We start from the raw sequence: 23,809 nt of genomic DNA on the forward strand, positions 1-23,809 counted from the left end.
CCGGCCTATTCGCGGGTGAACCCGCTCCTACAACCATCGTCTGCGCTGACGAAGCGGCACTTGCGTGCCAGACTGATTGATCGGGACCGCGTTACCTTTTTGCTTCGGAGTCTTCATGTCGTTGTCCAGCGGGCTGATCGCCGTGGTCGCCCTGGCCTATATGGCCATCATGTTCGCCATCGCCTTCTATGGCGACCGCCGCAGCACGCCATTGCCGCCAAAGCTGCGTGCCTGGGTGTACAGCCTGTCGCTGGCCGTGTACTGCACCAGCTGGACCTTCTTCGGCGCGGTCGGCCAGGCCGCCGAACAGCTTTGGGCGTTCCTGCCCATCTACCTGGGCCCGGTACTGCTGCTGATCTTCGCCCCTTGGGTGCTGCAGAAGATGGTGCTGATCAGCAAGCAGCAGAACATCACCTCGATCGCCGACTTCATTGCCGCGCGCTACGGCAAGTCGCAGACCCTGGCAGTGGTGGTGGCACTGATCTGCCTGGTCGGCGTGCTGCCGTACATCGCCTTGCAGCTCAAGGGCATCGTACTGGGCGTGAACCTGCTGATCGGCGCCAACGCCGACGCCACCGGCACCCGCGTGCAGGACACCGCGCTGGTGATATCGCTGGTACTGGCGCTGTTCGCCATCGTCTTCGGTACCCGCAGCCTGGATGTGACCGAGCACCACCGCGGCATGGTCCTGGCGATCGCCTTCGAATCGCTGATCAAGTTGCTGGCGTTCCTTGCCGTGGGCATCTTCATCGTTTTCAACCTGTATGACGGTTTCGACGACCTGTTCAGCCAGGCCCGCCAGTCGATCCACTTGCAGGACTATTGGAAAGAAACCATCAATTGGCCGTCCATGGTGGTGCAAACCGCCGTGGCAATGATGGCAATCATCTGCCTGCCCCGGCAGTTCCACGTTACCGTGGTGGAGAACATCGAACCGCAGGACTTGCGCCTGGCGCGCTGGGTATTCCCGATGTACCTGGCACTGGCCGCGCTGTTCGTGGTGCCGATTGCCCTGGCCGGGCAGATGCTGCTGCCCGGCACGGTGATCTCCGACTCGTTCGTCATCAGCCTGCCCCTGGCCGAGGCGCACCCGAGCCTTGCCCTGCTGGCGTTCATCGGCGGTGCCTCGGCGGCCACCGGCATGGTGATCGTCGAGGCCGTGGCGTTGTCGACCATGGTGTCCAACGACATGCTGCTGCCCTGGCTGCTGCGCCGCAATAACGCCGAGCGGCCTTTCGAAGCGTTCCGCCACTGGATGCTTTCGGTACGCCGGGTAACCATCGTGGTGATCCTGCTGCTGGCCTATGTCAGCTACCGCCTGCTGGGTTCCACCGCCAGCCTGGCGACCATCGGCCAGATCGCCTTTGCCGCTGTGACCCAGCTCACCCCGGCCATGCTTGGCGCGCTGTACTGGAAGCAGGCCAACCGTCGCGGTGTGTTCGCCGGCCTGGCCGCTGGCATTTTCCTGTGGTTCTACACCTTGGTGCTGCCGATTGCCGCGCACAGCCTGGGCTGGTCGTTGCAGTTGTTCCCTGGCCTGGCGTGGCTGCACGGCAACCCGCTGAACCTGCCGATCAGTCCACTGACCCAAGGTGTAGTGCTGTCACTGGCGGGCAACTTCACCCTGTTCGCCTGGGTTTCGGTGCTGTCGCGCACGCGGGTTTCCGAGCACTGGCAGGCCGGCCGGTTCATTGGCCAGCAGACCAGCGCGCGGCCCAGCAGCAAGCCGCTGCTGGCGGTGCAGATCGACGACCTGTTGACCCTGGCCTCGCGCTTTGTCGGGGAAGAGCGCGCACGGCAGAGCTTCATCCGCTTTGCCTACCGCCAGGGCAAGGGCTTCAACCCTAACCAGAACGCCGATGGCGACTGGATCGAGCACACCGAGCGCCTGCTGGCCGGGGTGCTCGGTACCTCGTCGACCCGCGCGGTGGTCAAGGCGGCCATCGAAGGCCGCGACATGCAACTGGAAGACGTGGTGCGCATCGCTGACGAAGCCAGTGAGGTGCTGCAGTTCAACCGCGCCCTGCTGCAAGGCGCCATCGAGAACATCAACCAAGGCATCAGCGTGGTCGACCAGAACCTGCACCTGGTGGCCTGGAACCGCCGCTACCTTGAACTGTTCAACTACCCGGACGGGCTGATCAGCGTAGGGCGACCGATTGCCGACATCATCCGCTACAACGCCGAGCGCGGCCTGTGCGGCCCCGGCGAGGCACAGGTGCATGTGGCGCGGCGGCTGCACTGGATGCGCCAGGGCCGCGCGCACTCCTCCGAGCGGCTGTTCCCCAATGGCCGGGTGATCGAGCTGATCGGCAACCCGATGCCGGGCGGCGGCTTTGTCATGAGCTTCACCGACATCACCCCGTTCCGCGAGGCCGAGCAGGCCCTGCGCGATGCCAACGAACGCCTTGAGCAACGCGTGGCGGAGCGCACCCACGAACTGTCGCAGTTGAACCAGGCGCTGTCCGAAGCCAAGAGCCAGGCCGAAGCGGTGAGCAAGTCCAAGACCCGCTTCCTGGCCGCCGTCAGCCATGACCTGATGCAACCGTTGAACGCCGCACGGCTTTTCTCTGCCGCCTTGTCGCAACAGGCCGAGGGCATGAACGAAGAGGCCCGGCAGTTGGTACAGCACATGGACAGCTCGCTGCGCTCGGCTGAAGAGCTGATCAGCGACCTGCTGGACATCTCGCGCCTGGAAAACGGCAAGATCACCCCGGATGCCAAACCCTTCGCCCTCAACGAGCTGTTCGACACCCTGGGCGCCGAGTTCAAGCTGCTGGCGGCCGAGAAAGGCCTGGAGTTCCGCCTGCGCGGCAGCCGCCTGCGGGTGGACAGCGACATGAAACTGCTACGCCGGGTGCTGCAGAACTTCCTCACCAATGCCCTGCGCTACGGCAAGAGCCCGATTCTGCTGGGCGCGCGCCGACAGGGCGAGCGCCTGTGGCTGGAGGTCTGGGACCGTGGCCCAGGCATTGCTGACGACAAGCTGCAAGTGATCTTTCAGGAGTTCAAGCGCCTGGACAGCCACCAGACCCGTGCCGAGAAGGGGCTAGGGTTGGGCCTGGCCATTGCAGACGGTCTGTGTCGGGTGCTGGGGCATCCGCTGGAAGTGCGCTCATGGCCAGGCAAGGGCACGGTGTTCCGCGTCAGCGTACCGATTGCACGCCAGGCCGCCGCGGCGCCAAGCACGCCCGTGGAACAACAGGGCGGCCAGCCACTGGCGGGGCTGCAAGTGCTTTGCGTGGACAACGAAGACAGCATCCTGATCGGCATGAACAGCCTGCTGAGCCGCTGGGGTTGCCAGGTATGGACCGCGCGCAACCAGGCCGAATGCGAAGCCCTGCTGGCCAAAGGCATGCGCCCGCACCTGGCATTGGTGGACTACCACCTGGACGACGGCGAGACCGGCACCGGGCTGATGGGCTGGCTTCGAGCACGGCTGGGTGAGCCGGTACCCGGTGTAGTGATCAGCGCCGACGGCAGCAAGGAAACCATCGCCCTGGTACATGCATCAGGGCTGGACTACCTGGCTAAACCGGTCAAGCCTGCGGCCTTGCGCGCCCTGCTCAATCGCCATCTGAGCCTGGCTCAGTAACCGCTACCTCGGGCAGCGCCTCATCGGACAGCGCCCGCTCCAGCAGGTCTGCCGGCAAGCTCTTGCTGGCACGGGCGCCCAGCAGCTTAAGCTGCTCGCTGCGGCTGACCAGGTTGCCACGCCCTTCGCACAGCTTGTTGCGCGCGGCGGCATAAGCCTTGTCTACCTGCTGCAAGCGGCTGCCCAGCTCGTCCAGGTCCTGGATGAACAGCACGAACTTGTCGTAGAGCCAGCCGGCCCGCTCGGCAATTTCGCGGGCGTTCTGCCCTTGACGCTCCTGCTTCCACAGGCTGTCGATAACCCGCAAGGTGGCCAGCAACGTGGTAGGGCTGACAATCACGATCTGCCGGTCGAAGGCCTCCTGGAACAGGTTCGGCTCGGCCTGCAGGGCCGCCGAAAAGGCCGCCTCGATGGGCACGAACAACAACACGAAATCCAGGCTGTGCAGGCCTTCGAGGCGGCTGTAGTCCTTGCTCGACAGGCCTTTGACGTGGCTGCGCAGCGACTGCACATGCTGCTTGAGCGCAGCTTCGTCGTTGCCGGCAACGAACTGCTGGTACGCCGTGAGGCTGACCTTGGCGTCCACCACCACCTGCTTGTCGCCGGGCAGCATGATCAGCACATCCGGCTGGAAACGCTCGCCGTCGGCGCTTTTCAGGCTGACCTGGGTCTGGTATTCGCGGCCCTTTTCCAGGCCGGCATGTTCCAGCACACGTTCGAGGATAAGCTCACCCCAGTTACCCTGGGTCTTCTGGCCCTTCAAGGCCTGGGTAAGGTTGGTGGCTTCGTCGGACAGGCGCAGGTTGAGCTGTTGCAGGCGCTCCAGCTCCTTGCCCAGCGAGAAGCGCTCGCGGGCCTCTTGCTGGTAGCTTTCCTCCACGCGTTTTTCGAAGGCCTGGATGCGCTCCTTGAGCGGGTCGAGCAACTGGCCAAGGTGCTGCTGGCTGGTCTGGGCGAAGCGCTGCTCGCGTTCGTCGAAGATCTTGGTGGCCATGTCGGCGAACTGGGCGCGCAAGGTGTCACGGGCCTCCTGCAGGTCTTCCAGGCGTTGCTGGTGGCTTTCCTGCTGTTCGCGCAGTTCTGCGTCCAGGCGTGCGGTTTGCGCCTCCAGGCGACGCAATTCGGCTTCGCGATTGGCGCGCTCAAGGCTCCAGGCGTGGGCGGCGTCACGGGCGTTGTCGCGATCGATCTGCAGCAGCTCCAGCTCACGGCTTTGGGCGGCCAACTGGGCCTGCTTGACGGCGTTGGCCTCACTGAGGTCGCTGACCTCGTCGCGACTGGCGTCCAGTTGCGCCTGCAGGCCGGCCTGGGCCAGCTGGGCTGCATTGAGGCGTTCTTCGAGCAAGGCCTGCTCAGCTTGCCGGGCGCCTTGGCGGCGCTGCACCTGCATGACCCACACCAGGCAGGGTATTGCGCCTGCCACCAAGCCCAGCAGAATGCTGGCCAGATCCACTGTCATGCTTACCCCGAACGCTCTGATGCAAATTGAGTGCAGCTTATCAGCCTGATGGGTGTGTTGCCTGCATCCGCCTCTTTGCGGGCAAGCCCGCTGCGCAAGCCTGAAAGAAAAGCCCGCACGGTCGCCCGTAGGAGCGGGTTCACCCGCGAAGAGGCCGGCCCTACTGGCCAATTTCCACCCGCCGTTCACCGTCGCAGCCGCCACCGTATTCGCGGGTAAACCCGCTCCTACACACGCGTCGGGGGTTGAACACAGGCCGCCGTAGGAGCGGGTTCACCCGCGAAGAGGCCGGCCCTGCTGGCCAATTACCACCCGCCGTTCACCGTTGCTGCCGCCACCGTATTCGCGGGTGAACCCGCTCCTACACACGCATCGGGGGTTGAACACAGGCCGCCGTAGGAGCGGGTTTACCCGCGAAAGGGCCGGACCTGCTGGCCAATCCCCACCCGCCGTTCACCGTTGCTGCCGCCACCGTATTCGCGGGTAAACCCGCTCCTACCACGGTGGTGAACACACATCGGTGATTGCTCGCGAAAGGGCCCGCGCAGGCAAAAAAGCTCAGGCAGGAAACCACTGTCGCAACAAGCGCCGCGCTTCCTGCGATCCCTGCCCTGCCGCAAGCTCAAGCCAATAGCGCGCCTGCTCCGGCTCGTTGTGCTGACACAGCCGGGCGTATTCCAGCTGCGCCCGCCGATCCCCTGCGCGGGCAGCCTGACGCAGCAGCTCATGGCCTATACGCCGGTCACGGGCGTTGCCACAATCTCGGCACAGCATCTGCCCCAGGCGGCTCTGCGCCACAACCACACCTTGGCGCGCCGGCTGCTTCAACAAGCGCCCGGCCAGGTGCTTGACCTGAGGGTTGTCGCCCAGGCGCGGACTGTCGAGCAACCACAGGGCCACTTTCAGGGAAAAGCGTTTGGCGGGAGGTGCAAGTGTCGATGCAGCAGGGCTGGCGAGGTTTTTACCGCGAAACTTCATGAGCAACAGGTTTGGTAACTCGAAAGGCGCGCCACTCTACTCTTTTTTTTTCGCCCTGGCCTGTCGATTTCTGGAGGATTGAAAAAAAATTCCATGATCTTTTCTTGACGTTTTCGGGTGGATGACCAACCAGTCTGTTGGAGCATGGCAATTGTCGGACAGTCCATCTCATTGCTGGCACGCCCGTGCTAGAGCAAGTGCTCGGGACAATCCACAGTTCCTGTGGATAACTCGGTGGACAACCCCCTCTCACACCCCTCAAACCCCCGTGAATTGGGGGCTTTGGTCAAACTGACGATTTTTTCACCAGCTAAAAATAGTGTTTTTTTTCATTGACTTAACCACGCAGTCAAGGCATTGGCGAGGTGGCCGGGTGGTGTTACCAGGCCGTTACAAGCGCTGCCCCGAATGTGAACAAGTGCACCATAAACCTCCATTTGGGTGCACGAAAAGGGCACATCGGCCGGCATTCGGGCCATTTACCCCCTCTTCCCAGCAACGAAAATTCGCGCCATACTGCGCGGCTCACCTGAACAAACGTAGCGCTTGCCAAACATCTGCACTTCCGGTAAGGTGCCCCTCGTTAGTACCAAGCTGAAAGTCAATTCTGGCCGCAAGCGTCCTTGCAGACTCGCTCCCCCCAAGAGCGTCCCTGCTGAAACAAGGACCGGCCCATTCAATGATTCACTCGCCAGCCTTACGCTGCGCAAGCACGAATCACATGACAGATTGATCAGGATCCCACCTCGACGGCCTAGAACCTTGGCCCCGGCGTGCTGCCTGCCTTCCGAAGTACCTACCAGTCAGCCCAAGCGCCTACATTTGATTGCGCCCCCTCTGGCTGCCCTGTTCCAGTCAGGTTCGTTCGTCCCTTAATAAAGGCGTCACTGGAACGTTTCTATCATGCACGGATCATAACCCCCGTGTTTAAAGCAGGAACCTCCAACAATATGCAAACTCATCATCAGATTCAGGCTGCCATTGGCACCCTCTCCCAGGCCTTCTCGCCGTTGAAGTGCCTTATCGTTGCCCCACGCAAGGGCAGCTTCAGCTTTACCTTGGTAGACGAACACGGCGTTGCCTGCCACACAGAACGCCTGTACCACGAACAGTACAGCCGCCATGAACCGCTGCAGGCGGTGATCGCCCGGACGCGTCAGTCGCTCACCGCGTGACCGGCGAATACCGAGGTATTCAAGCGCTGAATCCTCCGATCGCAAGACTGCCTGAACGCTCTGGCCGTAATTGCCTTAGGGCATATAGCCCGGAGCATCAGGCAGCAATCGATTTAAAAACAGCTCTTTACACCACGATTATCACACTACACTTCAACTCGAGCGGTGCTTTCCGCTCCCGGCGGGCCTGATCATTCACCAGCTGCCAAGCTCCAGCGCCCGTCCGGCCCTTACCTGCTCGAGGGCATCATGGGTATTGCGGCGAATGAATTGTGTCAGTATGTGATCCGACCCACCCTGGTCTACCTGAACCGTCACTGCGCCAGCGCCGAAGCCTTGCTCCTGGGTATCGCCGCCAGCCAGTCAGCACTCGGCTCAGCCCTGCACGACCGACGCGGGCACGGCCTCTACCGCATCGGCGAACATCGTCACCAGGCGCTCTGGGACGAATACCTGGCCCGTGACCCCGACCTCGCCAGCCTGGTCCGCGGCCTGGCCAGCCAGCACGCCTTCCTTGGTGGCCCGCACCTGGAGCTCACCGTCAACCTGCGCTATTCCACTGCCATTGCCTGGATGCTCATCGAAGAGCAGGCCACCCCATTGCCTGCGGCGGACGATCTGCTGGCACTGGCGCGTATCTGGCGACAGATTTTCAACCCCCAGGGTCGTCTGCGCGACTTCACCCATGCCTGGCATGCCTGCATAGATCAGAAATTGCCACAGGCATCTTGAGACGCGTCCTACAAGTAACCCGGAAAAAATGGAATTTTGGTCGGATTGTCCTACAAAACCGCTCTAACTCCTGCGATTGAGCCTATAGCGCAGCGCGTGATTTGTTGGTAGCTTTTCGCCCCGGAGACCCAAGGAGTTTTCTAATAATGAAAAAAGTAATGCTCAAAACCTCCCTCGGCGTAGCCGTTGCGCTTGCTTCCAGCCAACTGCTCGCCGCCGGGTTCGCGCTGAACGAACAAAGTATCAGCGGCATGGGAACCGGTTTTGCTGGGCGCTCGTCTTCTGCCGACGATGCCAGCACTGTGTATGGCAACCCGGCCGGCATGTCCCGCCTCAAGCGCGAACAATTCACCGTGGGCGGCGCTGCCGTCATCGCCAAGACCGACATATCGGGCCCAGGTAGCAACTTCGGGGGGGAAACCGATGGTGACATGGTGCCTCTCGTTGGCGTACCCATGGGCTATTACGTCAAGCCGATTGATGATCACTGGAGCGTTGGCTTCGGCGTTTACGTGCCATATGGCCTGATCACCGACTACGGTAGCGATGACGCTGCACGCTACTGGGGCAAGAAGAGCAAGGTCGAGGTTGTCACCTTCCAGCCAACCGTCAGCTACGCCTTCAACGACAAGGTGTCGATCGGTTTTGGCCCGACTATCAACCGTATCAAGGGTGAACTGGGTTCGAACCTGAGCAGCAAGGCCCTTCTGGGGCCCAATGGCCCTGATGGCGAGACCAAGATCAAGGGCGACGACACTGCGATCGGTTACAACATCGGCGTTCTGGTGCAAGCTACGGACCGTACCCGTCTGGGCCTGACCTATCACTCGATGGTCGACTACAAGCTTGAAGGCAATACCCGCGTTTCCTACCCGATTCCACAGCTTGGCCTGAACGGCAGGTTCGACGCCAGCCTGAAGATCAAGACGCCAGAGTCAGTGGACTTCTCGGTCACTCATGAACTGGATGACCATTGGACACTGTATGCGGGTAGCACCTGGACGCGCTGGAGCCGCCTGGAAAGCATCGTCGTCGAGAACGAAGCGCCGGCAGGCTACCCGTTGAAGACCATCACCGAAGAGCAGAACTGGCACGACACCTGGGCCCACGCCATTGGCGCGTCCTACAAGGTGAACAAGGAGTGGACCCTGCGCGCAGGCTTCTCCGTCGACCAGTCGCCCACCAACAACCATGATCGCTCGCCACGCATTCCGACTGGCGATCGTAAAGCGGTCAGCTTTGGTGCCGGCTGGAGCCCGAACGATGACATGACCATCGACGTTGCCTATTCGTATTTGTGGGAAGAGGATACCAAGGTCAACAACCTGCCAAGCTCGCAACAACAAGGGCTGTTGAAAGGCAGCTACCAGGCCAAGTACGAGAACAGCGCTCACGGTATCGGTGCATCCCTCACCTACCGCTTCTGATTCCTGTGCGTTACATGAAAACCGCCTTCGTGGCGGTTTTTTCATGCCTGCACTTGCCAGCTGTCGCCCAGGCATTCGCGCAGGTAGTCCATGAAAGCGCGCACCTTGGTGGTCATGGCAAAGCGATCGGCCAGGCACAGGTAGATGTCCATGGGCTCGGTCTGGGCGTAAGCCTGGCTGCTGTCGCAGTATTCGAACAGCGGCACCAACGCACCCGAGGCCAAGTGCGGTCGTACGATGAACTCGGCCAGACGGGTGATGCCACCATCGTGCAGGGCCATCTGGGTCAGGGCATCGATATCGTCGCTGATCAATACACTGCCGAACTCCGCTTCGAAGCGCAGGCCGTCCCGCATGAAGCCCCAGCGCAAGAAGCGGCCATCCACCGGATAGCGAAACACAAGGCAACGGTGCCCGCGCAAGGCCTCGGGCGTGGCAGGTACGCCAGCGCTCTGCAGGTAACCGGGTGAGGCACAACAAATGAACGGGATGCGGGCGATGCGCCGGGCCAGCAGCTGGTCTTCGAGCTGTGGGGCAATGCGCAAGCTCACGTCAACGTCTTCACGGGCATGGTTGACCCGACGATCAGTCGTTACCAACTCTATCGAAAGTAAAGGGTAGCGGGCACTGAAAGCAGGTATCAACGGCGCCAGCACATGGCGCCCAAAGGCAGAGGTCGAGGCAATGCACAGCCGCCCCTGAGGCTCGCTGTCGGGTGTTGTCACTGCCTGTTCGGCCAGGGCCAGATCACGCTCGATATGCTTTACACGCTCGTAATACTGGGCGCCAGAGGGCGTCAGGGCCATGCTGCGTGTGGTTCGGCTGAGCAGGCGTACTTGCAGGTGGCCTTCCAGCCGCGCCAGGTTCTGGCTGACGGCTGCCGGACTGAGGCCGAGGATACGGGCACCGGCAGCGATGCTACCGGCCTCTACCACCTTGATGAAGCAGCGAATGGCGTTGAGCAGGTCCATGGTGAGCGCTTGGATTCGTAAGAATTTCTTTATAAAGAACTCAGTGCTGCCGGTCTACAGCTGTAGGCGCGCAGGTTGCTAATCTGCGCTTCCACTCAGCTTTCAGGAGTTCGCATGAGCAATCTGTCCCGGTCGCGCAGTCGACGTAAATTGCACCCGGTCGCTACTCCCTACGTTTTCGCGTTCTACATGTCGTCGATCATGGCGCTGTTGATGTGCTTCGTGATCACGGCGGCCAATGCCGGGTTTACTCCTGAGTATCTGGGCAATGTGCTCAAGGCCTATCAGTTGGCGATGCCGGTGGCATTTGTGTGTGTGCTGCTGGTCCGGCCGGTGGTGGTGCGGCTGGTGGCGATTACCGTGCATGCACGGTGAAGTGACCCGCAGCCAGCCACTTCCTGTTCTTGATCTTGATCCCGCGACTTCAGCAGGACGGCGTACGGCCTCCTGAAGTCGCAATCTGCGTCGCCTGAACTGCCTCGCGCTTAAAAGCAAACGCCGCAGCAAGCGCGGCCAGGTTATTGCTGCGAGGCGATGGCCTTTTCGATAGCGGCGCGGAACGCGGGATCATCCGGTTTGGTCAGGCTGGAGAAGTTACCGATCACCTTGCCCTTGCGATCGACAACATACTTGTAGAAATTCCACTTCGGCGCACTGCTCTGGCTGGCCAGTTCCGCGAACAGCGGTATCGCATCCTTGCCCCGCACCGCCTGCGTCTTGGTCATCGTGAAGGTGACACCGTAGTTGGCATAGCAAACCTTGGCAGTCTTCTCACTGTCGGCGTCTTCCTGCTTGAAGTCATTTGACGGCACGCCGAGCATTTCCAGGCCTTGGTCGTGATACTCCTTGTACGTCGCCTCGAGCCCCTCGAACTGAGGGGCAAAACCGCAATAACTGGCCGTGTTCACCACCACGAGCGGCTTACCGGCAAAGCGCTCGCACAGCTCGACCTGCCCCTTGCCGCGCAATTCCGGCAGGCTGCCCTGCAACAATGCCGGGCAATCTGCAGCCCAGCTCGATGTACTGGCAAGCAGGGCCAGCACCGGCACCGTCAACCAATGTGCACGCATGACTCGTTTCTCCCGCATGACAATCCTTGAGCTTGCAGGGTAGCGCCTAACACACACTCATGCCCAGTTGCATCAGCGCCATCCCACCCTGATGCCAGCCCCACCACACCAGTGCCAGCAGCAACAGAGCGGCAATAGCCAACAGGCCGCGTATCAGGTAGCGGTTCATACAGCCTGGGCCTGAAGGCGTGAAACCGGGCGTTCGCGCACCGGCCAGTTAAGGGCAGCGGCCAGCAGGCTGAGCAGGATGGAAATCTGCCAGACCAGGTCATAGCTACCGGTGCGGTCATACACTATCCCACCCAGCCAGCCCCCCAGGAACGCACCCAACTGATGGAACAGGAACACGATACCGCCCAGCATGGACAGGTTGCGCACCCCGAACACCGTGGCCACGGTCCCATTGGTCAGCGGTACCGTGGACAACCACAGAAGGCCCATGGCAATGCCGAACAGGTAAGCACTGAACTCGCTCACCGGCGCCCACAGGAACAGCACGATCACCACCGCACGCAGCAGGTACAACCCGGTCAGCAGGCGCGGCTTGGACATACGCCCGCCCAACCAGCCTGCGGTGAAGGTACCGACGATGTTGAACAGGCCCACCAGCGCCAGCACTGTCGTACCGGTGGTCGCAGCCAGGTGCTGGTCAACCAGGTAGGCCGGCAGGTGCACGCCAATGAATACGACCTGGAAGCCACAGACAAAAAAGCCCAGTGCCAGCAACCAGAAGCCGGAGTGCGTGCACGCCTCGCGCAGCGCCTGGCCCAGGGTCTGCTCGGCACCGTGACTGGGTAACGGGCGATCGCGCAGCAGACAGACGAAAGGCACGATGAACGCCACCAAAAGGCCCAGTACCAGCAACGCTGCCGACCAGCCCAGCCACTGAATCAGGCCTTGGGTGCCCGGCAACATGGCGAACTGGCCGAACGACCCGGCGGCGCTGGCGATCCCCATGGCCATGCTGCGCTTTTCGGCCGGCACTGCACGCCCGACCACACCGAGGATGACCGAGAACGACGTGCCGGACAGGCCGATGCCGATCAGCAAGCCCGCACTCAGCGACAACGACCAGGGCGAATCAGCCAAGCCCATCAAGATCAAGCCGACGGCATAAAGAATACCGCCGATGATGACCACCCGCGCCGCGCCAAGCCGGTCGGCCAAGGCGCCAGCGAACGGCTGCGCCAGGCCCCAGATCAGGTTCTGCAGGGCAATGGCGAAGGCAAACACCCCACGCCCCCAGCCAAAATCAGTACTCATCGGCTCCAGAAACAGGCCAAAGCCGTGCCGTACGCCCAGAGACAGCGCCAGTATCAAGGCCGCCCCCACCAACACCCATCCGCTGGTTCGCCACACCGAAGTCATTGTCGTTATCTCCAGCACATCGCAAGGTTTACGGGTATATACCCGCTTATAGTCGTATCAAATCAGGCCAGTTGTTCCAGCAGTCGCACCAGTTCATCCCGCTGCCCCACCCCGAGCCGTTCAACCAGCTCTTTCTGGGCCTGCTCCCAGGCCGGGTGGGCAACGTGCAAAAGTTGCTTACCCGCCGCGGTCAACAGCACCACGCGGTTACGCTGGTCGTCGCCCTCGCCCAGTGCTACCAGCCCATCCGCCTCCAGCACACGCAGGTTGCGGCCCAGGGTACTGCGCTCGAGCCCCATGGCTTCGGCCAGGGCTGTGATGCTGGGTCGGTCGAGCCGCTGCAGGTGCCGCAGCAGGGAAAACTGGGCGACATTGACCCCGAAGCCGGCAAGGGCTTCGTCGTAATGCCGGCTCACGCCGCGGGCGGCGCGACGCAGGTGGGTACAGATGCATTCACTGGTCAGCATGGATACGTGTATATACCCGCGTACGGAGTGTTGCAAGAAGTTTCACAAGGAATAGAGAAGCGTCAGTCCGGGTTCAAGCGCCTGCGGATCGGCTCGAACTCAACCGTGGCCTTGCGCACCAAGGGGTCTGGCGCGCCCTGCTCGACCGCCTGCCAGTAGCGCCACGGCACCTTCGCCGTGCCCAGCTCGTAGTCCATGCCATCCCAGTTGTCTTCACGGAAGCTATAGAACGCCCAGTGCAACCGGTTGCGATCCAGCACGACGAGCACATCTTCAAGGTACTGCCGACAACCCGGCAGCCTGCGCATGCAGCCAAACTCGCCCACCACCAGACGAGAAAGCGGTAGCCCCACAGCCTCGGCCCATGCCAGCGGCTGGCGCAAGTAGCCTTCAACTCGCCGCCCATCCCACAGCTGTGTCTGCCCGGCAAAAGATACGGGGCCTGGATAGGCGATGGGCTGTTTGCGCGCCATGTTCGGCGCACTGGTTGCGGCATAGGGCTCATACATGTGCACGCTGTACAGCACTCGCGGGTCCTCCAGCGGCGCTGGCCAATAGCCGAACGCGTCTGCGCCTGCATACCAGCCGGCATCGACCATGATCGGCGTATCAGCGTCTTCTTCACGTATGGCCGCTATCAGTTGCCGGTACAGCAAGGGCAGATCGCGCGCACCGCCCTGCGCTTGCGCATACCACTGCTGCATCTGCCCGAGTTCGGCATGTTCAGCCAGGCCGCCCCGTTTCTCCGGTGCTGGCTCATTGATCAGGTTGTAGGCCGCGATGGCCGGATGACTTTTCAGTTCGCGCGCCACATCTCGCCAGAACGCCGCAGCCTGGGACCAGTAACGTTTGTCTTGCCACAGGCGATCATCGAACTGGCCCTGGTTGTTTTGCGACCAGCGCATACCCGGTAGCGAGAGTGGCGCGATGACCACCTTGAGCCCCGCCTGGTGCGCCCGGTCGAGGGTGGCACGCAGCACCGCCAGGTCGGCGTCGGACAGGCCTTCATAGGTATCGGCGCTGCCGAGGAGGAAATCACGTTTCACCGGTTGCCATTTGTCGTACGACAGCCGCACCCATGTGGCGCCGTACCCCCTCAGGGCATCGAAGTAGGCTTGATCGGGTGGCAGCCGGTTGAAGCTGTTGCCGCCGTGGCGTGGGGTGACCCAGAACGCCATGAGATCTGCTGCAGTGGCTGGGAGGGTGGACAGGACCAATAGACTGGCAAAGATCCAGTGACGCACGGGAAGCCTACCTGGTTGCTGGGGGGAGGCTGAGGATACGCCGACAAGCAAGAGGCAGGCGCTACCGGACCGTTTCTGGAAGTTACTGGCCCCCTCCACACCTATGGCCTCCTGCTCAAAGCCCCAGCGCCAACCCGAGCACGACGGCCAGCTCCAGCAGCTCCAGCAACGCACCGGCGGTATCACCGGTGGTCCCGCCCAGGCGCCGGCACATCAGATGCCGCAACCAGGCAAACACCGCCAGCGCCAGCAGCACGCTCCATCCGCCCAGGAAGAGGCAGAACAGCACACAAACCAGCAATACCCACCCTGCTGCGCGCCGGGGCATATGTTCGGCCAACGCCTGGCCCAACCCGCCAGGTCGCACATAAGGTGTACAAAGGAACAGGCCCAACATCGCCGCCCGCCCGATCAACGGCGCCAGCAGCAATTGCGCCCCGATGCCCTGCCCGACCAGCACCCATAATGCGCAAAACTTCAGCAACAACACCAAGACCAGGGTGACCACGGCAATTGGCCCGCTGCGCGGGTCTTTCATGATCCGCAAGGTGCGCTCACGGTCGCCGAAACCACCGAGCCAGGCGTCGGCACTGTCCGCCAGGCCATCCAGGTGCAAGGCACCACTGAGCAGTACCCACAACGTCAGCAGCAAAGCCGCATGCAGCGGCGACGGCGTACCCTGTAGCAGGTGACTGGCCAACCACAGCAGCAAGCCGAACAGCAGCCCGACCAGCGGGTAGTACAGCAGCGAACGCCCTACCTCACGCGGTGCCGGCATGCCCGGCAGGCTCACCGGCAGGCTGCTGAGAAACTGCAGGGCGATCCAGAACGGCAACATCTCAGGGCGCCTCGACCAGTTGCCCATCGCCACCCGGCACCAGCCGCATCAACGCGCCATGGCCAACCTCGACCTGCAGCAACTGCTCCCTGGGCAAGCCACGGGCACGGGCCAGTAACAGCCGCATGACGCCGCCATGGGTCACCAGCAGCACGCGTTTGCCGGCATGCTGAAGGCGCAAACGCTCGACAGCCGCCAGCACCCGTTCGGCAAACGCCTCGACCGGCTCGCCATTGGGCGGTGTGAAGGCGTAAGGGTCGGCCCAGAAACGGCCCAGTGCATCAGCCTGGTGCTCCATGATCTGCGCGGCACTTTGGCCCTCCCAATCACCGAAGTGCAGTTCCTGCAGGGCGGGCTCACGCTGCACTGGCAGGTTCAACTTCGCACCCAGCTCATCGGCGAAACGCCCACAGCGTTGCAGCGGCGAGCTGACCAGCACCTGCCACGGGCCGACGTCGGCCACGGCGCGGCGCATCTGCGCCCAGCCCTTGTCGGTCAAGGCATCATCAAGGCTGCCACGCAGGCCGCCCTGTTCCGTTTCACCATGGCGCAGCAAGTCGAGGATCATGCCGGGCGGTCCGCCACCGCGGCCTCGGCAAAGGTCGCCATCTGCCCATGCAGCGCACAGGCCAGGCGCAACAGCGGCACCGCCAGGGCAGCGCCACTGCCCTCACCCAGGCGCAAGCCCAAGGCCAGCAAGGGCTCGGCCTGCAGCGCAGCAAGCAAGGTTTTGTGCCCGGGCTCAGCCCCCTGGTGAGCGAACAACAGCCAGGCCCGACACTGCGGGTTGAGGCGCACTGCCACGAGCGCAGCGACACTGCAGATAAAGCCATCCACCAACACCGCGACACCCGCCTGCGCGCAACCGAGGTAGGCACCCGCCAACGCCGCGATCTCGAAACCGCCAACACAAGCCAGTGCCTGTAACGGGTCTTCAGCACGCAAGCCATGCAGGCACAGCGCCCTCTCGATGACTTCAGCCTTGTGCTGCACCCCGGCGTAGTCCAGGCCGGTACCAGGGCCGCTCAGCTCCGACGCCGGACACCCCAGCAGAACACTGGCCAAGGCTGCGGCGGCGGTGGTGTTACCGATGCCCATCTCGCCACCGATGAACAGCTGTGCGCCCTGTTCGGCGGCGCGCTGGGCACTGTCGCGACCAGCCTGCAAGGCCGCTTGCAGCTGGTTTTCGGTCATCGCGGGTTGACGGGCAAAGTTGGCAGTACCGGTGCCCAGGCGCAGATGACGCACGCCGGGCAGCTCCAACTGCGCGTCAATGGTGCCCAGGTCGACCACGTCCAGGCTGGCCTGCAGTTGCCGCGCCAGCACACTGATCGCCGCGCCCCCGCCGACGAAGTTGCGTAGCATCTGCCCGGTCACCGCCTGCGGGTAGGCCGAGATGCCCTCTTCGACCACGCCGTGGTCGCCGGCAAAAATGCTGATGGCTACCTGATCCAGCATTGGTCGTTCAAGCCCCTGCAGGCCAGCCAGCTGAATGGCCAGTTCTTCAAGTTGACCGAGCGAGCCAGCAGGTTTGGTCAGTTGCTGCTGCCGGGCGCGGGCCTGGTCCATGGCGGCGTTGTCGAGGGGTTGGCAGGCGTCACGCCACCAGGCTTGGGTCATAGTGCAGGTCCTTTGAGGATTAGGGGCAGGCCGGCCACGGTCAGCACGACACGCTGACAGCGTTCGGCCACGGCCTGGTGCAGCCAGCCGGCCAGGTCGACGTAGCGCCGGGTCAACTCGCCCATGGGCACGACGCCCAGGCCGGTTTCGTTACTGACCAGGATAAGGGTGCCAGGTAACTGTTCCAGGCATGCCAGCAGGGCATCACGCTCCTCGGCCAGGCGCTGGTCATCTTCCAGCATCAACAAATTGGTCAGCCACAGGGTCAGGCAATCCACCAGCAGGCAGCGCCCTTCGGCCGCTTCGGCGCGCAGTACCGCGGCCAGGGCCAAGGGCTCTTCGATCAACCCCCAGTCATCCGGCCGGCGCTGACGATGCAGCAACACGCGTTCGTTCATTTCGCCATCCAGCGGCTGGCTGGTGGCGATGTAGGTCACCGGCAAGCCGCTGGCGCTGGCCAGTTGTTCGGCCAGGCGGCTTTTGCCAGACCGGGCGCCGCCGAGAATCAGGTTACGCATGTCAGGCTACCCCATACAGTTGGCGCAACTGCGCGGTGTCCAGGTGCTTTTCCACCAGATCGGCCAGGCGCTCGATGTCGTGTTCGCGCAACGCTTCGTAGTCGATAACCTGCACATCCTCCAGCCCGGCCCAGCGCAATAGCGCAGCACACGACTGGCTGCCTTCGAACAGGCCATGCAGGTAGGTGGCGAGGATCTGGCCATCGGCACTGACAGCACCATCATGGCGGCCATCAGCCAGTTGGACCGCGGGTTGCGCCAGCGCAGGCCCCGTCGTAACGCCAGCATGAATTTCATAACCGGTTACCGTTGCCGCTTCAAGGCTCAGCGTGCCGGCCACATTGCGCAGTTGCTTCTCGGCTTCGAGCACCGTGGCATAGTCGAACAGGCCGAGCCCCTGGCTCGAGCCTGCGGCCCCCTCCAGCCCCAGCGGGTCATGCACTTCCCGCCCCAGCATCTGCAGGCCACCGCAAATACCGATCAGCTTGCCGCCATAGCGCAGGTGCCGCTCGATGGCCTTGTCCCAACCGCGCTCGCGCAGTTGTGCCAGGTCGCCGCGCACACTCTTGGAGCCTGGCAAGATGATGAGGTCGGCAGCCGGAATCGGCTGGCCCGGGCCAATGAACTGCAAGTCCACCTGCGGGTGCAGGCGCAGCGGGTCGAAGTCGGTGTGGTTACTGATGCGCGGCAGCACTGGCACGATCACCTTTAGCACTCGCTCGTGCTTGACGCCTTGGCGCACATCGATGCCGTCTTCGGCTTCCAGGTGCAGGTCGGTAACGTAAGGCAGGACGCCCAGTACCGGTTTGCCGGTGCGCTGTTCCAGCCAGTCCAGCCCTGGCTGCAGCAGAGCAATGTCGCCACGGAAGCGGTTGATGACAAAACCTTTGACCCGCGCCTGTTCAGTGGTCGACAGCAATTCCAGCGTGCCCACCAGATGGGCGAACACACCACCGCGGTTGATGTCGGCCACCAGGATCACCGGGCAGTCCACCGCTTCGGCAAAGCCCATGTTGGCGATATCGCCGGCACGCAGGTTGATCTCTGCCGGCGACCCCGCACCCTCGACCATGACCACCGGGTACGCGGCGCTCAGGCGTTGGTGAGACGCCAGCACCGCTTGCATGGCAGTGGTTTTATAGTCGTGGTAGGCCACTGCATTCATGCTGGTGACCGCGCGACCGTGGATGATGACCTGGGCGCCGGTGTCGCTGTTGGGTTTGAGCAGCACTGGGTTCATGTCGGTGTGCGGTTGTAGCCGGCAAGCCTGGGCCTGCACCGCCTGGGCCCGGCCGATTTCACCGCCATCAGCCGTCACCGCGCTGTTCAGCGCCATGTTCTGTGGCTTGAAGGGCACCACAGCGACGCCCTGGCGCAACAGCCAGCGGCACAACGCGGTCACCAGTGTGCTCTTGCCTGCGTCGGAGGTGGTGCCTTGCACCATGAGGGTCGTCATGCCGTTTCCTTCTGATAAGCCGCCAGGGCCTGGGCCAGGCGCTGTTCGTCCGCCGCGCAGGCAGGCAACCCAAGGCGCACGGCAGCTGGCTGTTCGAACAGCCGTACCAGGATGCCGCGCCGGGCGAGAAATTCATGCAGCCGCGCAGCATGCTCGCTACGCACGTACTGGAACAGGTCGCAGCCACCACTAGGCGCCAGGCCGGCACTGCGCAACACGTGCGCAAGCCGCTCGCTGGCAGCAGCACAGCGTTGGGCCTGCGCGCGCTGGGCAGTCTCATCAGACAGGCTGGCCTGGGCCAGCACCCGGGTCGGGCCGTTGACGGTCCAGGGTCCGAGCAGCTCGGCCAGGCGCAGCAGCAAGCTGTGTTCGGCGGCAACGAAGCCCAGGCGCACGCCGGCCAAGCCGAAGAACTTGCCAAACGAGCGCAGCACAATCAGTCCCGGGCGTTCGGCGCAGTCCACCACGCTGTCCGCCGGGGTGTTGTCCATGAATGCTTCGTCGACCAGCAGCCAGCCACCGCGGGCAGCCAGGCGAGCATGCCAAGCCAGCAGGCGTTCGCGCGACACCCGCTGGCCGGTCGGGTTGTTGGGGTTCACCAGCACCAGCACATCGAGGCCGTCGAGCGCAGCCTCGACTTGCGCTTCATCCAGCGCCAGCAGTTGATGCCCCGCCCGTTGCCAGGCATAGGGGTGTTCGGCATAGCACGGCGTCAGCACGCCTACTCGAGCGGCTGGACGTAGCAGTGGCAAGGCCTGGATCGCGGCCTGGGAGCCGGCTACCGGCAGCAACTGGCGGGCACCGTAATACAAGCGCGCGGCGTCCTCCAGGCCGTCCTCGGTTTCCGGCAGGCGGGCCCAGGCGTCGACGGGAATCGGCGGGACAGGAAATGGCCAGGGCGCAATGCCGCTGGACAGGTCGAGCCACTGCTCACGGGGGATACCGTATTGCTGCACCGCGCGTAACAGGCGGCCACCATGTTCAAGCATTGATATAGGCCCCCAGGCAGATCACCAGCAGCCACAGCCACACGCCGCGCTGCACCAGCTGCCAGCCGCGCTCGATGGCATCGGCATCGGCCACTGGCCCCTCGCCCAGACGCGGCCGCTCATGCAGTTCGCCGTGGTACACCGCCGGGCCACCAAGCTCGACGCCCAGCGCGCCGGCGCCGGCAGCCATCACCGGCCCGGCGTTGGGGCTGTCCCACAGCGGACCCTGCTTGCGCCAGCAGGCCAGGGCCAGACGGGTCTTGCCCAACAGGGCATAAGTCAGGGCCACCAGCCTTGCAGGTATGTAGTTGAGCACATCGTCGATGCGCGCCGCGCACCAGCCAAAGCGCTCGAAACGTTCGTTACGGTAGCCCCACATGGCATCCAGCGTGTTGCTCAGGCGGTACAGCACCACGCCTGGCGCACCGGCCACCACAAACCAGAACAACGCGGCGAACACTGCGTCGCTGCCGTTCTCCAGCACCGACTCGGTCGCCGCTCGGGCCACCGCGGGCTCGTCCAGTTCGCGCGTTTCGCGGCTGACCAGGTAGCCAACCCGTCGCCGCGCCTCCGCCAGGTCGCCCTGGCGCAAGGCGTTAGCCACCGGCAGCACATGCTCGCCCAGGCTGCGCAGCCCCACGGCGCAGTAAAGCGCCAGCACATCAACCAGCCAGCCGATATACGGCAGCCACGAAAGGACCAGCGCCACCAAGGTCAGCGGCACCACCGCCAGAAACCACGCGCTCACGCCGTGGCTGCGCCAGCCGCGCCCGCCCGCATTCAGGCGGCGCTCCAGGTTGCCGGCCATATTGCCGAACGCCACCAAAGGGTGACGGCGCTGTGGTTCGCCCAGCAAAGCGTCCAGGGCCACCCCGGCCACGGTCAGCAAGGCCACGCTCATTGACGCTCTCCCCATTGGTTTTCGTAAAGCATTTCACTCAGAGGCCGCTCTTCGGCCCAGCTTTCCTGCACCAACATCGGCACCGGATAGAACTCGGCGACCGGCCCAAGGCACAGTACCGCCACCGGCTTGGCCCCGGCGGGCATGCCCAGCAGCGCGGCCAGCGCCAGCGGGTCGAACAGCGACACCCAGCCCATGCCCAGCCCTTCGCCACGCGCGGCCAGCCACAGGTTCTGGATGGCACAGGCCAGCGAGGCCAGGTCCATCTCCGGCAGGGTGCGGCGGCCGAAGATGTGTGGCTCGCGGTTGTCCATCAAGGCCGCCACCAGCAGCTCGGCACAATCGTTTATGCCCTCCACCTTCAACTTCATGAAGGCATCGGACCGCTCGCCCAACGCCTCGGCCGTGCGTACCCGCTCCGCCTCCACCAAGGCCTGGATGCGCCCGCGCAGCTCACGCTGGGTGATGCGGATAAAGCGCCACGGCTGCATAAGCCCGACACTGGGCGCCTGATGCGCGGCGGCCAACAAGCGGCCAAGCAGTTCGGGCGCCACCTGGCCACCCGCAAAATGGCGCATGTCGCGGCGCTCGCCGATGACCCGGTAAATGGCGGCGCGCTCGGCGTCGCTGTAGGCGTGATCATTCATGGTCGCAACAGCGCCGCCGCCGCATCCGGGCAGGAAGGGAAATAGAAGTGCACGTAAGAGGCCGTCAGCCGGCCCAGACGATAAACCGCCTCGTTGCCACGCCCGCCGTTGGGGCTCAGACCCCGGGCGATCGGTTCCAGCGCAGTGCTGGTCAGCGAATGGTGATAGGTGTGACCGCGCAAGGTCCCCTCCGGCAGTTCCACCGCCTGCAGCGCCAGGGCAGCCAGGCGCTTCTGCATGGTCGCCTCACCCGGCAGCAGGCCGAGCAGTTCGGCACGTTCACCGGTCACGTCAGTCAGGGCATCAAGCAGGTACAGCATGCCGCCGCACTCGGCCAGCAATGGCTTGCCCTGCGCGTGGTGGGCGCGGATCGCCTCGCACATCGGTGCGTTGGCGGCCAGCGCATGGTGATGCAGCTCAGGATAACCTCCCGGCAGATACAGGCTGTCTACCGCCGGCAGTTCGTGGTCGTGCAGCGGCGAGAAGAACACCAGCTGGGCACCCAGGTTGCGCAACAGGTCGAGGTTAGCGCCATAGATGAAGGCGAACGCCTCGTCCCGCGCCACGCCAATGCGCACACCGGCCAGCGAGGCAACGCAGGCTTGCGGTTCCGGCTCGGCAAAGCTGACTGGCGGCGGCAACGCCGCATCGCAACTGGCGCCCAGCGCTTCGGCGGCAGCGTCCAGGCGGGTGTCCAGGTCATTCAGCTCGCTGGCCTGCACCAGGCCCAGGTGGCGGCTGGGCAGCTCGATGCCGCGCTCGCGGGACAAGCCGCCATACCAGCGCAAGCCCTCGGTCAGGCTGCCTTCGAGCAGTTGCGCATGACGCAGGCTGCCTACCCGATTGGCCAGCACGCCGGCGAACGGCAGATCGGCCTGGTACCGCGCCAGGCCCAGGGCCAGGGCGCCGAAGGTCTGGGCCATAGCTGTGCCGTCGATCACCGCCAGCACCGGCACGCCAAAGTGGCGCGCCAGGTCGGCGCTTGACGGGGTACCGTCGAACAGCCCCATCACCCCTTCGATGAGGATCAGGTCAGCCTCGCCAGCAGCTTCCCACAGCAGACGACGGCTTTCCTCGGCACCGATCATCCACAGGTCCAGCTGATACACCGGCGCGCCACTGGCCCGTTCGAGAATCATCGGGTCAAGAAAGTCGGGCCCGCATTTGAACACCCGCACCTTGCGCCCGAGGTTGCGGTGCAGGCGGGCCAGCGCAGCAGTGACGGTAGTCTTGCCCTGGCCAGAGGCCGGCGCCGCGATCAACACGGCGGGGCAGTGCCGCGATCGACTCACAGTTCGACGCCTTTCTGTGCGCGGATACCGGCCTGGAAGGCGTGCTTGAGCATGCCCATTTCGGTCACGGTGTCGGCCAGTTCGATCATCTCGGGCTTCGCAGCGCGGCCAGTGACAATCACATGCTGCATGGGCGGGCGGGCCTGAATGTCGGACAGTACCTGGTCCAGATCGAGGTAACCATGTTTGAGGGCGATGTTGAGCTCGTCCAGCACCACGAACTGTACACCCGGGTCCTGCAGCAACTGGCGCGACACCGCCCAGGCGGCTTGCGCAGCAGCGATATCACGCTGGCGGTCCTGGGTTTCCCAGGTAAAGCCCTCGCCCATCACGTGGTAGCGCACCTGTTCGGGGAAGCGACGGAAGAACAGCTCCTCGCCGGTGCTGTTGCGGCCCTTGATGAACTGCACCACTCCGCATTGCATGCCGTGGCCCAAGGCGCGCGCGAGCATGCCGAAGGCCGAACTGCTCTTGCCCTTGCCATTGCCGGTCAGCACCAGCAGCAGGCCACATTCGTTAGGGGAATTGGCGATGCGTTCGTCGATGACCGCCTTCTTGCGCTGCATGCGCGCCAGGTGGCGTTCGTCGCGTTCGGTGGAATCGCTCATCAGGGTTCTCCGCTGGCTGGCACCACGGCAATGCGCGGCGACAGGTAATAGGCAGGCAAACGGAGAACGCGCAGAGGCCATGGCTGGGCGCCACGGTGCACCGCGCATCACCCTCCGTGATGCCGTTGGCAGTATCAGGCCGGTCTCCGGGCTTGTGAGTGGGCCTTGGCCCTGGCCTGCGCGCCTTCCCGGATGCTGGCATCCAGTGGCCCTGCGCGGCCTTTTACTCATCCACCGTTGCGGGGGCAGCGCCGGAATCGCGCCATGCTGGCGCCCACCGGCTTCCCAGTTTCACCCTGCCCAGTCGGGGCTGGCAGGGCACCTGAAACACGCCGCGAAGGTTAGAGGGTTGCACCGGGAGCGTCAATCGAAGCGGGTGGTCTGGCGGGTGAGCAAAACACCTTGAATCCAGGCAGCCGGTATCGGCCCCGAGCTCGAGGGGCCGCTAAACAGG

General features: G+C 63.7%; 23 protein-coding genes and 1 riboswitch. Of the genes, 5 read left to right on the plus strand and 18 right to left on the minus strand.

Annotated features, from left to right (window positions below; all coding sequences use genetic code 11):
- Positions 1–115 precede the first annotated feature (115 nt).
- Positions 116–3,595: a PAS domain-containing hybrid sensor histidine kinase/response regulator gene (locus ACI7M0_RS20300; protein ID WP_129933919.1), complete on the plus strand. Its 3,480-nt coding sequence runs from the start codon at positions 116–118 to the stop codon at positions 3,593–3,595.
- Here the strand turns inward: ACI7M0_RS20300 and rmuC are convergent.
- Positions 3,567–4,940 carry a DNA recombination protein RmuC gene (gene rmuC, locus ACI7M0_RS20305; protein WP_162497237.1) on the minus strand — a complete coding sequence of 458 codons (1,374 nt, stop codon included), beginning with the start codon at positions 4,938–4,940 and terminating at the stop codon, positions 3,567–3,569. The genes ACI7M0_RS20300 and rmuC overlap by 29 nt on opposite strands.
- 672 nt (positions 4,941–5,612) lie before the next feature.
- A complete protein-coding gene (locus ACI7M0_RS20310) occupies positions 5,613–6,032 on the minus strand; it encodes a tetratricopeptide repeat protein (protein WP_014592081.1) in 420 nt (139 codons plus the stop codon).
- 950 nt (positions 6,033–6,982) lie between these two features.
- Here ACI7M0_RS20310 and ACI7M0_RS20315 point away from each other — a divergent pair.
- From ACI7M0_RS20315 to ACI7M0_RS20325, 3 genes are all read left to right on the plus strand, one after another.
- Positions 6,983–7,207: a hypothetical protein gene (locus tag ACI7M0_RS20315; RefSeq protein ID WP_010952743.1), complete on the plus strand. Its 225-nt coding sequence runs from the start codon at positions 6,983–6,985 to the stop codon at positions 7,205–7,207.
- A gap of 249 nt (positions 7,208–7,456) precedes the next feature.
- The gene (locus tag ACI7M0_RS20320; protein ID WP_003252489.1) at positions 7,457–7,939 is read left to right on the plus strand and encodes a hypothetical protein; all 483 of its coding nucleotides are present in this window, start codon (positions 7,457–7,459) and stop codon (positions 7,937–7,939) included.
- Positions 7,940–8,085: 146 nt separating this feature from the next.
- Positions 8,086–9,366 (plus strand): OmpP1/FadL family transporter, encoded by a 1,281-nt coding sequence (locus ACI7M0_RS20325; protein ID WP_014592083.1) that lies wholly within the window; start codon positions 8,086–8,088, stop codon positions 9,364–9,366.
- Between the two features lie 41 nt (positions 9,367–9,407).
- Here ACI7M0_RS20325 and ACI7M0_RS20330 read toward each other — a convergent pair whose 3' ends face one another.
- Positions 9,408–10,337 (minus strand): LysR family transcriptional regulator, encoded by a 930-nt coding sequence (locus ACI7M0_RS20330; RefSeq protein ID WP_104962402.1) that lies wholly within the window; start codon positions 10,335–10,337, stop codon positions 9,408–9,410.
- Positions 10,338–10,451: 114 nt separating this feature from the next.
- On the opposite strand from ACI7M0_RS20330, the gene ACI7M0_RS20335 reads away from it, so the two are divergent.
- Positions 10,452–10,712 (plus strand): DUF2798 domain-containing protein, encoded by a 261-nt coding sequence (locus ACI7M0_RS20335; protein WP_020189978.1) that lies wholly within the window; start codon positions 10,452–10,454, stop codon positions 10,710–10,712.
- Positions 10,713–10,855: 143 nt separating this feature from the next.
- Here the strand turns inward: ACI7M0_RS20335 and ACI7M0_RS20340 are convergent, their stop codons facing one another.
- The 15 genes from ACI7M0_RS20340 to cobO form a co-directional block, all read right to left on the minus strand.
- Positions 10,856–11,407, minus strand: a complete 552-nt coding sequence (locus ACI7M0_RS20340; RefSeq protein WP_129933132.1) for a glutathione peroxidase — start codon at positions 11,405–11,407, stop codon at positions 10,856–10,858.
- 46 nt (positions 11,408–11,453) lie between these two features.
- The gene (locus ACI7M0_RS20345; protein ID WP_010952738.1) at positions 11,454–11,576 is read right to left on the minus strand and encodes a hypothetical protein; all 123 of its coding nucleotides are present in this window, start codon (positions 11,574–11,576) and stop codon (positions 11,454–11,456) included.
- The gene (locus tag ACI7M0_RS20350; RefSeq protein ID WP_064491169.1) at positions 11,573–12,775 is read right to left on the minus strand and encodes an MFS transporter; all 1,203 of its coding nucleotides are present in this window, start codon (positions 12,773–12,775) and stop codon (positions 11,573–11,575) included. Before ACI7M0_RS20350 ends, ACI7M0_RS20345 begins: the two co-directional genes overlap by 4 nt.
- Before the next feature lie 62 nt (positions 12,776–12,837).
- A complete protein-coding gene (locus tag ACI7M0_RS20355) occupies positions 12,838–13,242 on the minus strand; it encodes a MarR family winged helix-turn-helix transcriptional regulator (protein WP_014592088.1) in 405 nt (134 codons plus the stop codon).
- Positions 13,243–13,304: 62 nt separating this feature from the next.
- Positions 13,305–14,420 carry a glycoside hydrolase family 5 protein gene (locus ACI7M0_RS20360; RefSeq protein WP_129933133.1) on the minus strand — a complete coding sequence of 372 codons (1,116 nt, stop codon included), beginning with the start codon at positions 14,418–14,420 and terminating at the stop codon, positions 13,305–13,307.
- 181 nt (positions 14,421–14,601) lie between these two features.
- Positions 14,602–15,324 (minus strand): adenosylcobinamide-GDP ribazoletransferase, encoded by a 723-nt coding sequence (locus ACI7M0_RS20365; protein ID WP_014860997.1) that lies wholly within the window; start codon positions 15,322–15,324, stop codon positions 14,602–14,604.
- A 1-nt stretch (position 15,325) separates the two neighbouring features.
- Entirely contained in the window at positions 15,326–15,892 is a 567-nt protein-coding gene (locus tag ACI7M0_RS20370; RefSeq protein ID WP_129933130.1) for a histidine phosphatase family protein, read from the minus strand.
- Entirely contained in the window at positions 15,889–16,944 is a 1,056-nt protein-coding gene (gene cobT / locus ACI7M0_RS20375) for a nicotinate-nucleotide--dimethylbenzimidazole phosphoribosyltransferase (protein WP_104962407.1), read from the minus strand. The genes ACI7M0_RS20370 and cobT overlap by 4 nt, the downstream gene beginning before the upstream one ends.
- Positions 16,941–17,462, minus strand: a complete 522-nt coding sequence (cobU, locus tag ACI7M0_RS20380; RefSeq protein WP_003252463.1) for a bifunctional adenosylcobinamide kinase/adenosylcobinamide-phosphate guanylyltransferase — start codon at positions 17,460–17,462, stop codon at positions 16,941–16,943. The genes cobT and cobU overlap by 4 nt, the downstream gene beginning before the upstream one ends.
- A 1-nt stretch (position 17,463) precedes the next feature.
- A complete protein-coding gene (locus ACI7M0_RS20385) occupies positions 17,464–18,918 on the minus strand; it encodes a cobyric acid synthase (protein ID WP_129933128.1) in 1,455 nt (484 codons plus the stop codon).
- Entirely contained in the window at positions 18,915–19,907 is a 993-nt protein-coding gene (gene cobD, locus ACI7M0_RS20390) for a threonine-phosphate decarboxylase CobD (RefSeq protein WP_129933126.1), read from the minus strand. The genes ACI7M0_RS20385 and cobD overlap by 4 nt, the downstream gene beginning before the upstream one ends.
- Complete coding sequence (cbiB, locus tag ACI7M0_RS20395; RefSeq protein WP_121162092.1) at positions 19,900–20,808, minus strand: adenosylcobinamide-phosphate synthase CbiB; 909 nt, start codon at positions 20,806–20,808, stop codon at positions 19,900–19,902. The genes cobD and cbiB overlap by 8 nt, the downstream gene beginning before the upstream one ends.
- The gene (bluB, locus tag ACI7M0_RS20400; RefSeq protein WP_129933124.1) at positions 20,805–21,455 is read right to left on the minus strand and encodes a 5,6-dimethylbenzimidazole synthase; all 651 of its coding nucleotides are present in this window, start codon (positions 21,453–21,455) and stop codon (positions 20,805–20,807) included. The genes cbiB and bluB overlap by 4 nt, the downstream gene beginning before the upstream one ends.
- The gene (locus ACI7M0_RS20405; protein WP_129933122.1) at positions 21,452–22,747 is read right to left on the minus strand and encodes a cobyrinate a,c-diamide synthase; all 1,296 of its coding nucleotides are present in this window, start codon (positions 22,745–22,747) and stop codon (positions 21,452–21,454) included. Before ACI7M0_RS20405 ends, bluB begins: the two co-directional genes overlap by 4 nt.
- Positions 22,744–23,355: a cob(I)yrinic acid a,c-diamide adenosyltransferase gene (gene cobO / locus ACI7M0_RS20410; protein WP_003252448.1), complete on the minus strand. Its 612-nt coding sequence runs from the start codon at positions 23,353–23,355 to the stop codon at positions 22,744–22,746. Before cobO ends, ACI7M0_RS20405 begins: the two co-directional genes overlap by 4 nt.
- 119 nt (positions 23,356–23,474) lie before the next feature.
- Positions 23,475–23,696, minus strand: a riboswitch (cobalamin riboswitch).
- Between the last annotated feature and the right edge of the window lie 113 nt (positions 23,697–23,809).

This window comes from Pseudomonas sp. 10(2024) (assembly GCF_045164175.1).
Lineage (GTDB): Bacteria > Pseudomonadota > Gammaproteobacteria > Pseudomonadales > Pseudomonadaceae > Aquipseudomonas > Aquipseudomonas alloputida.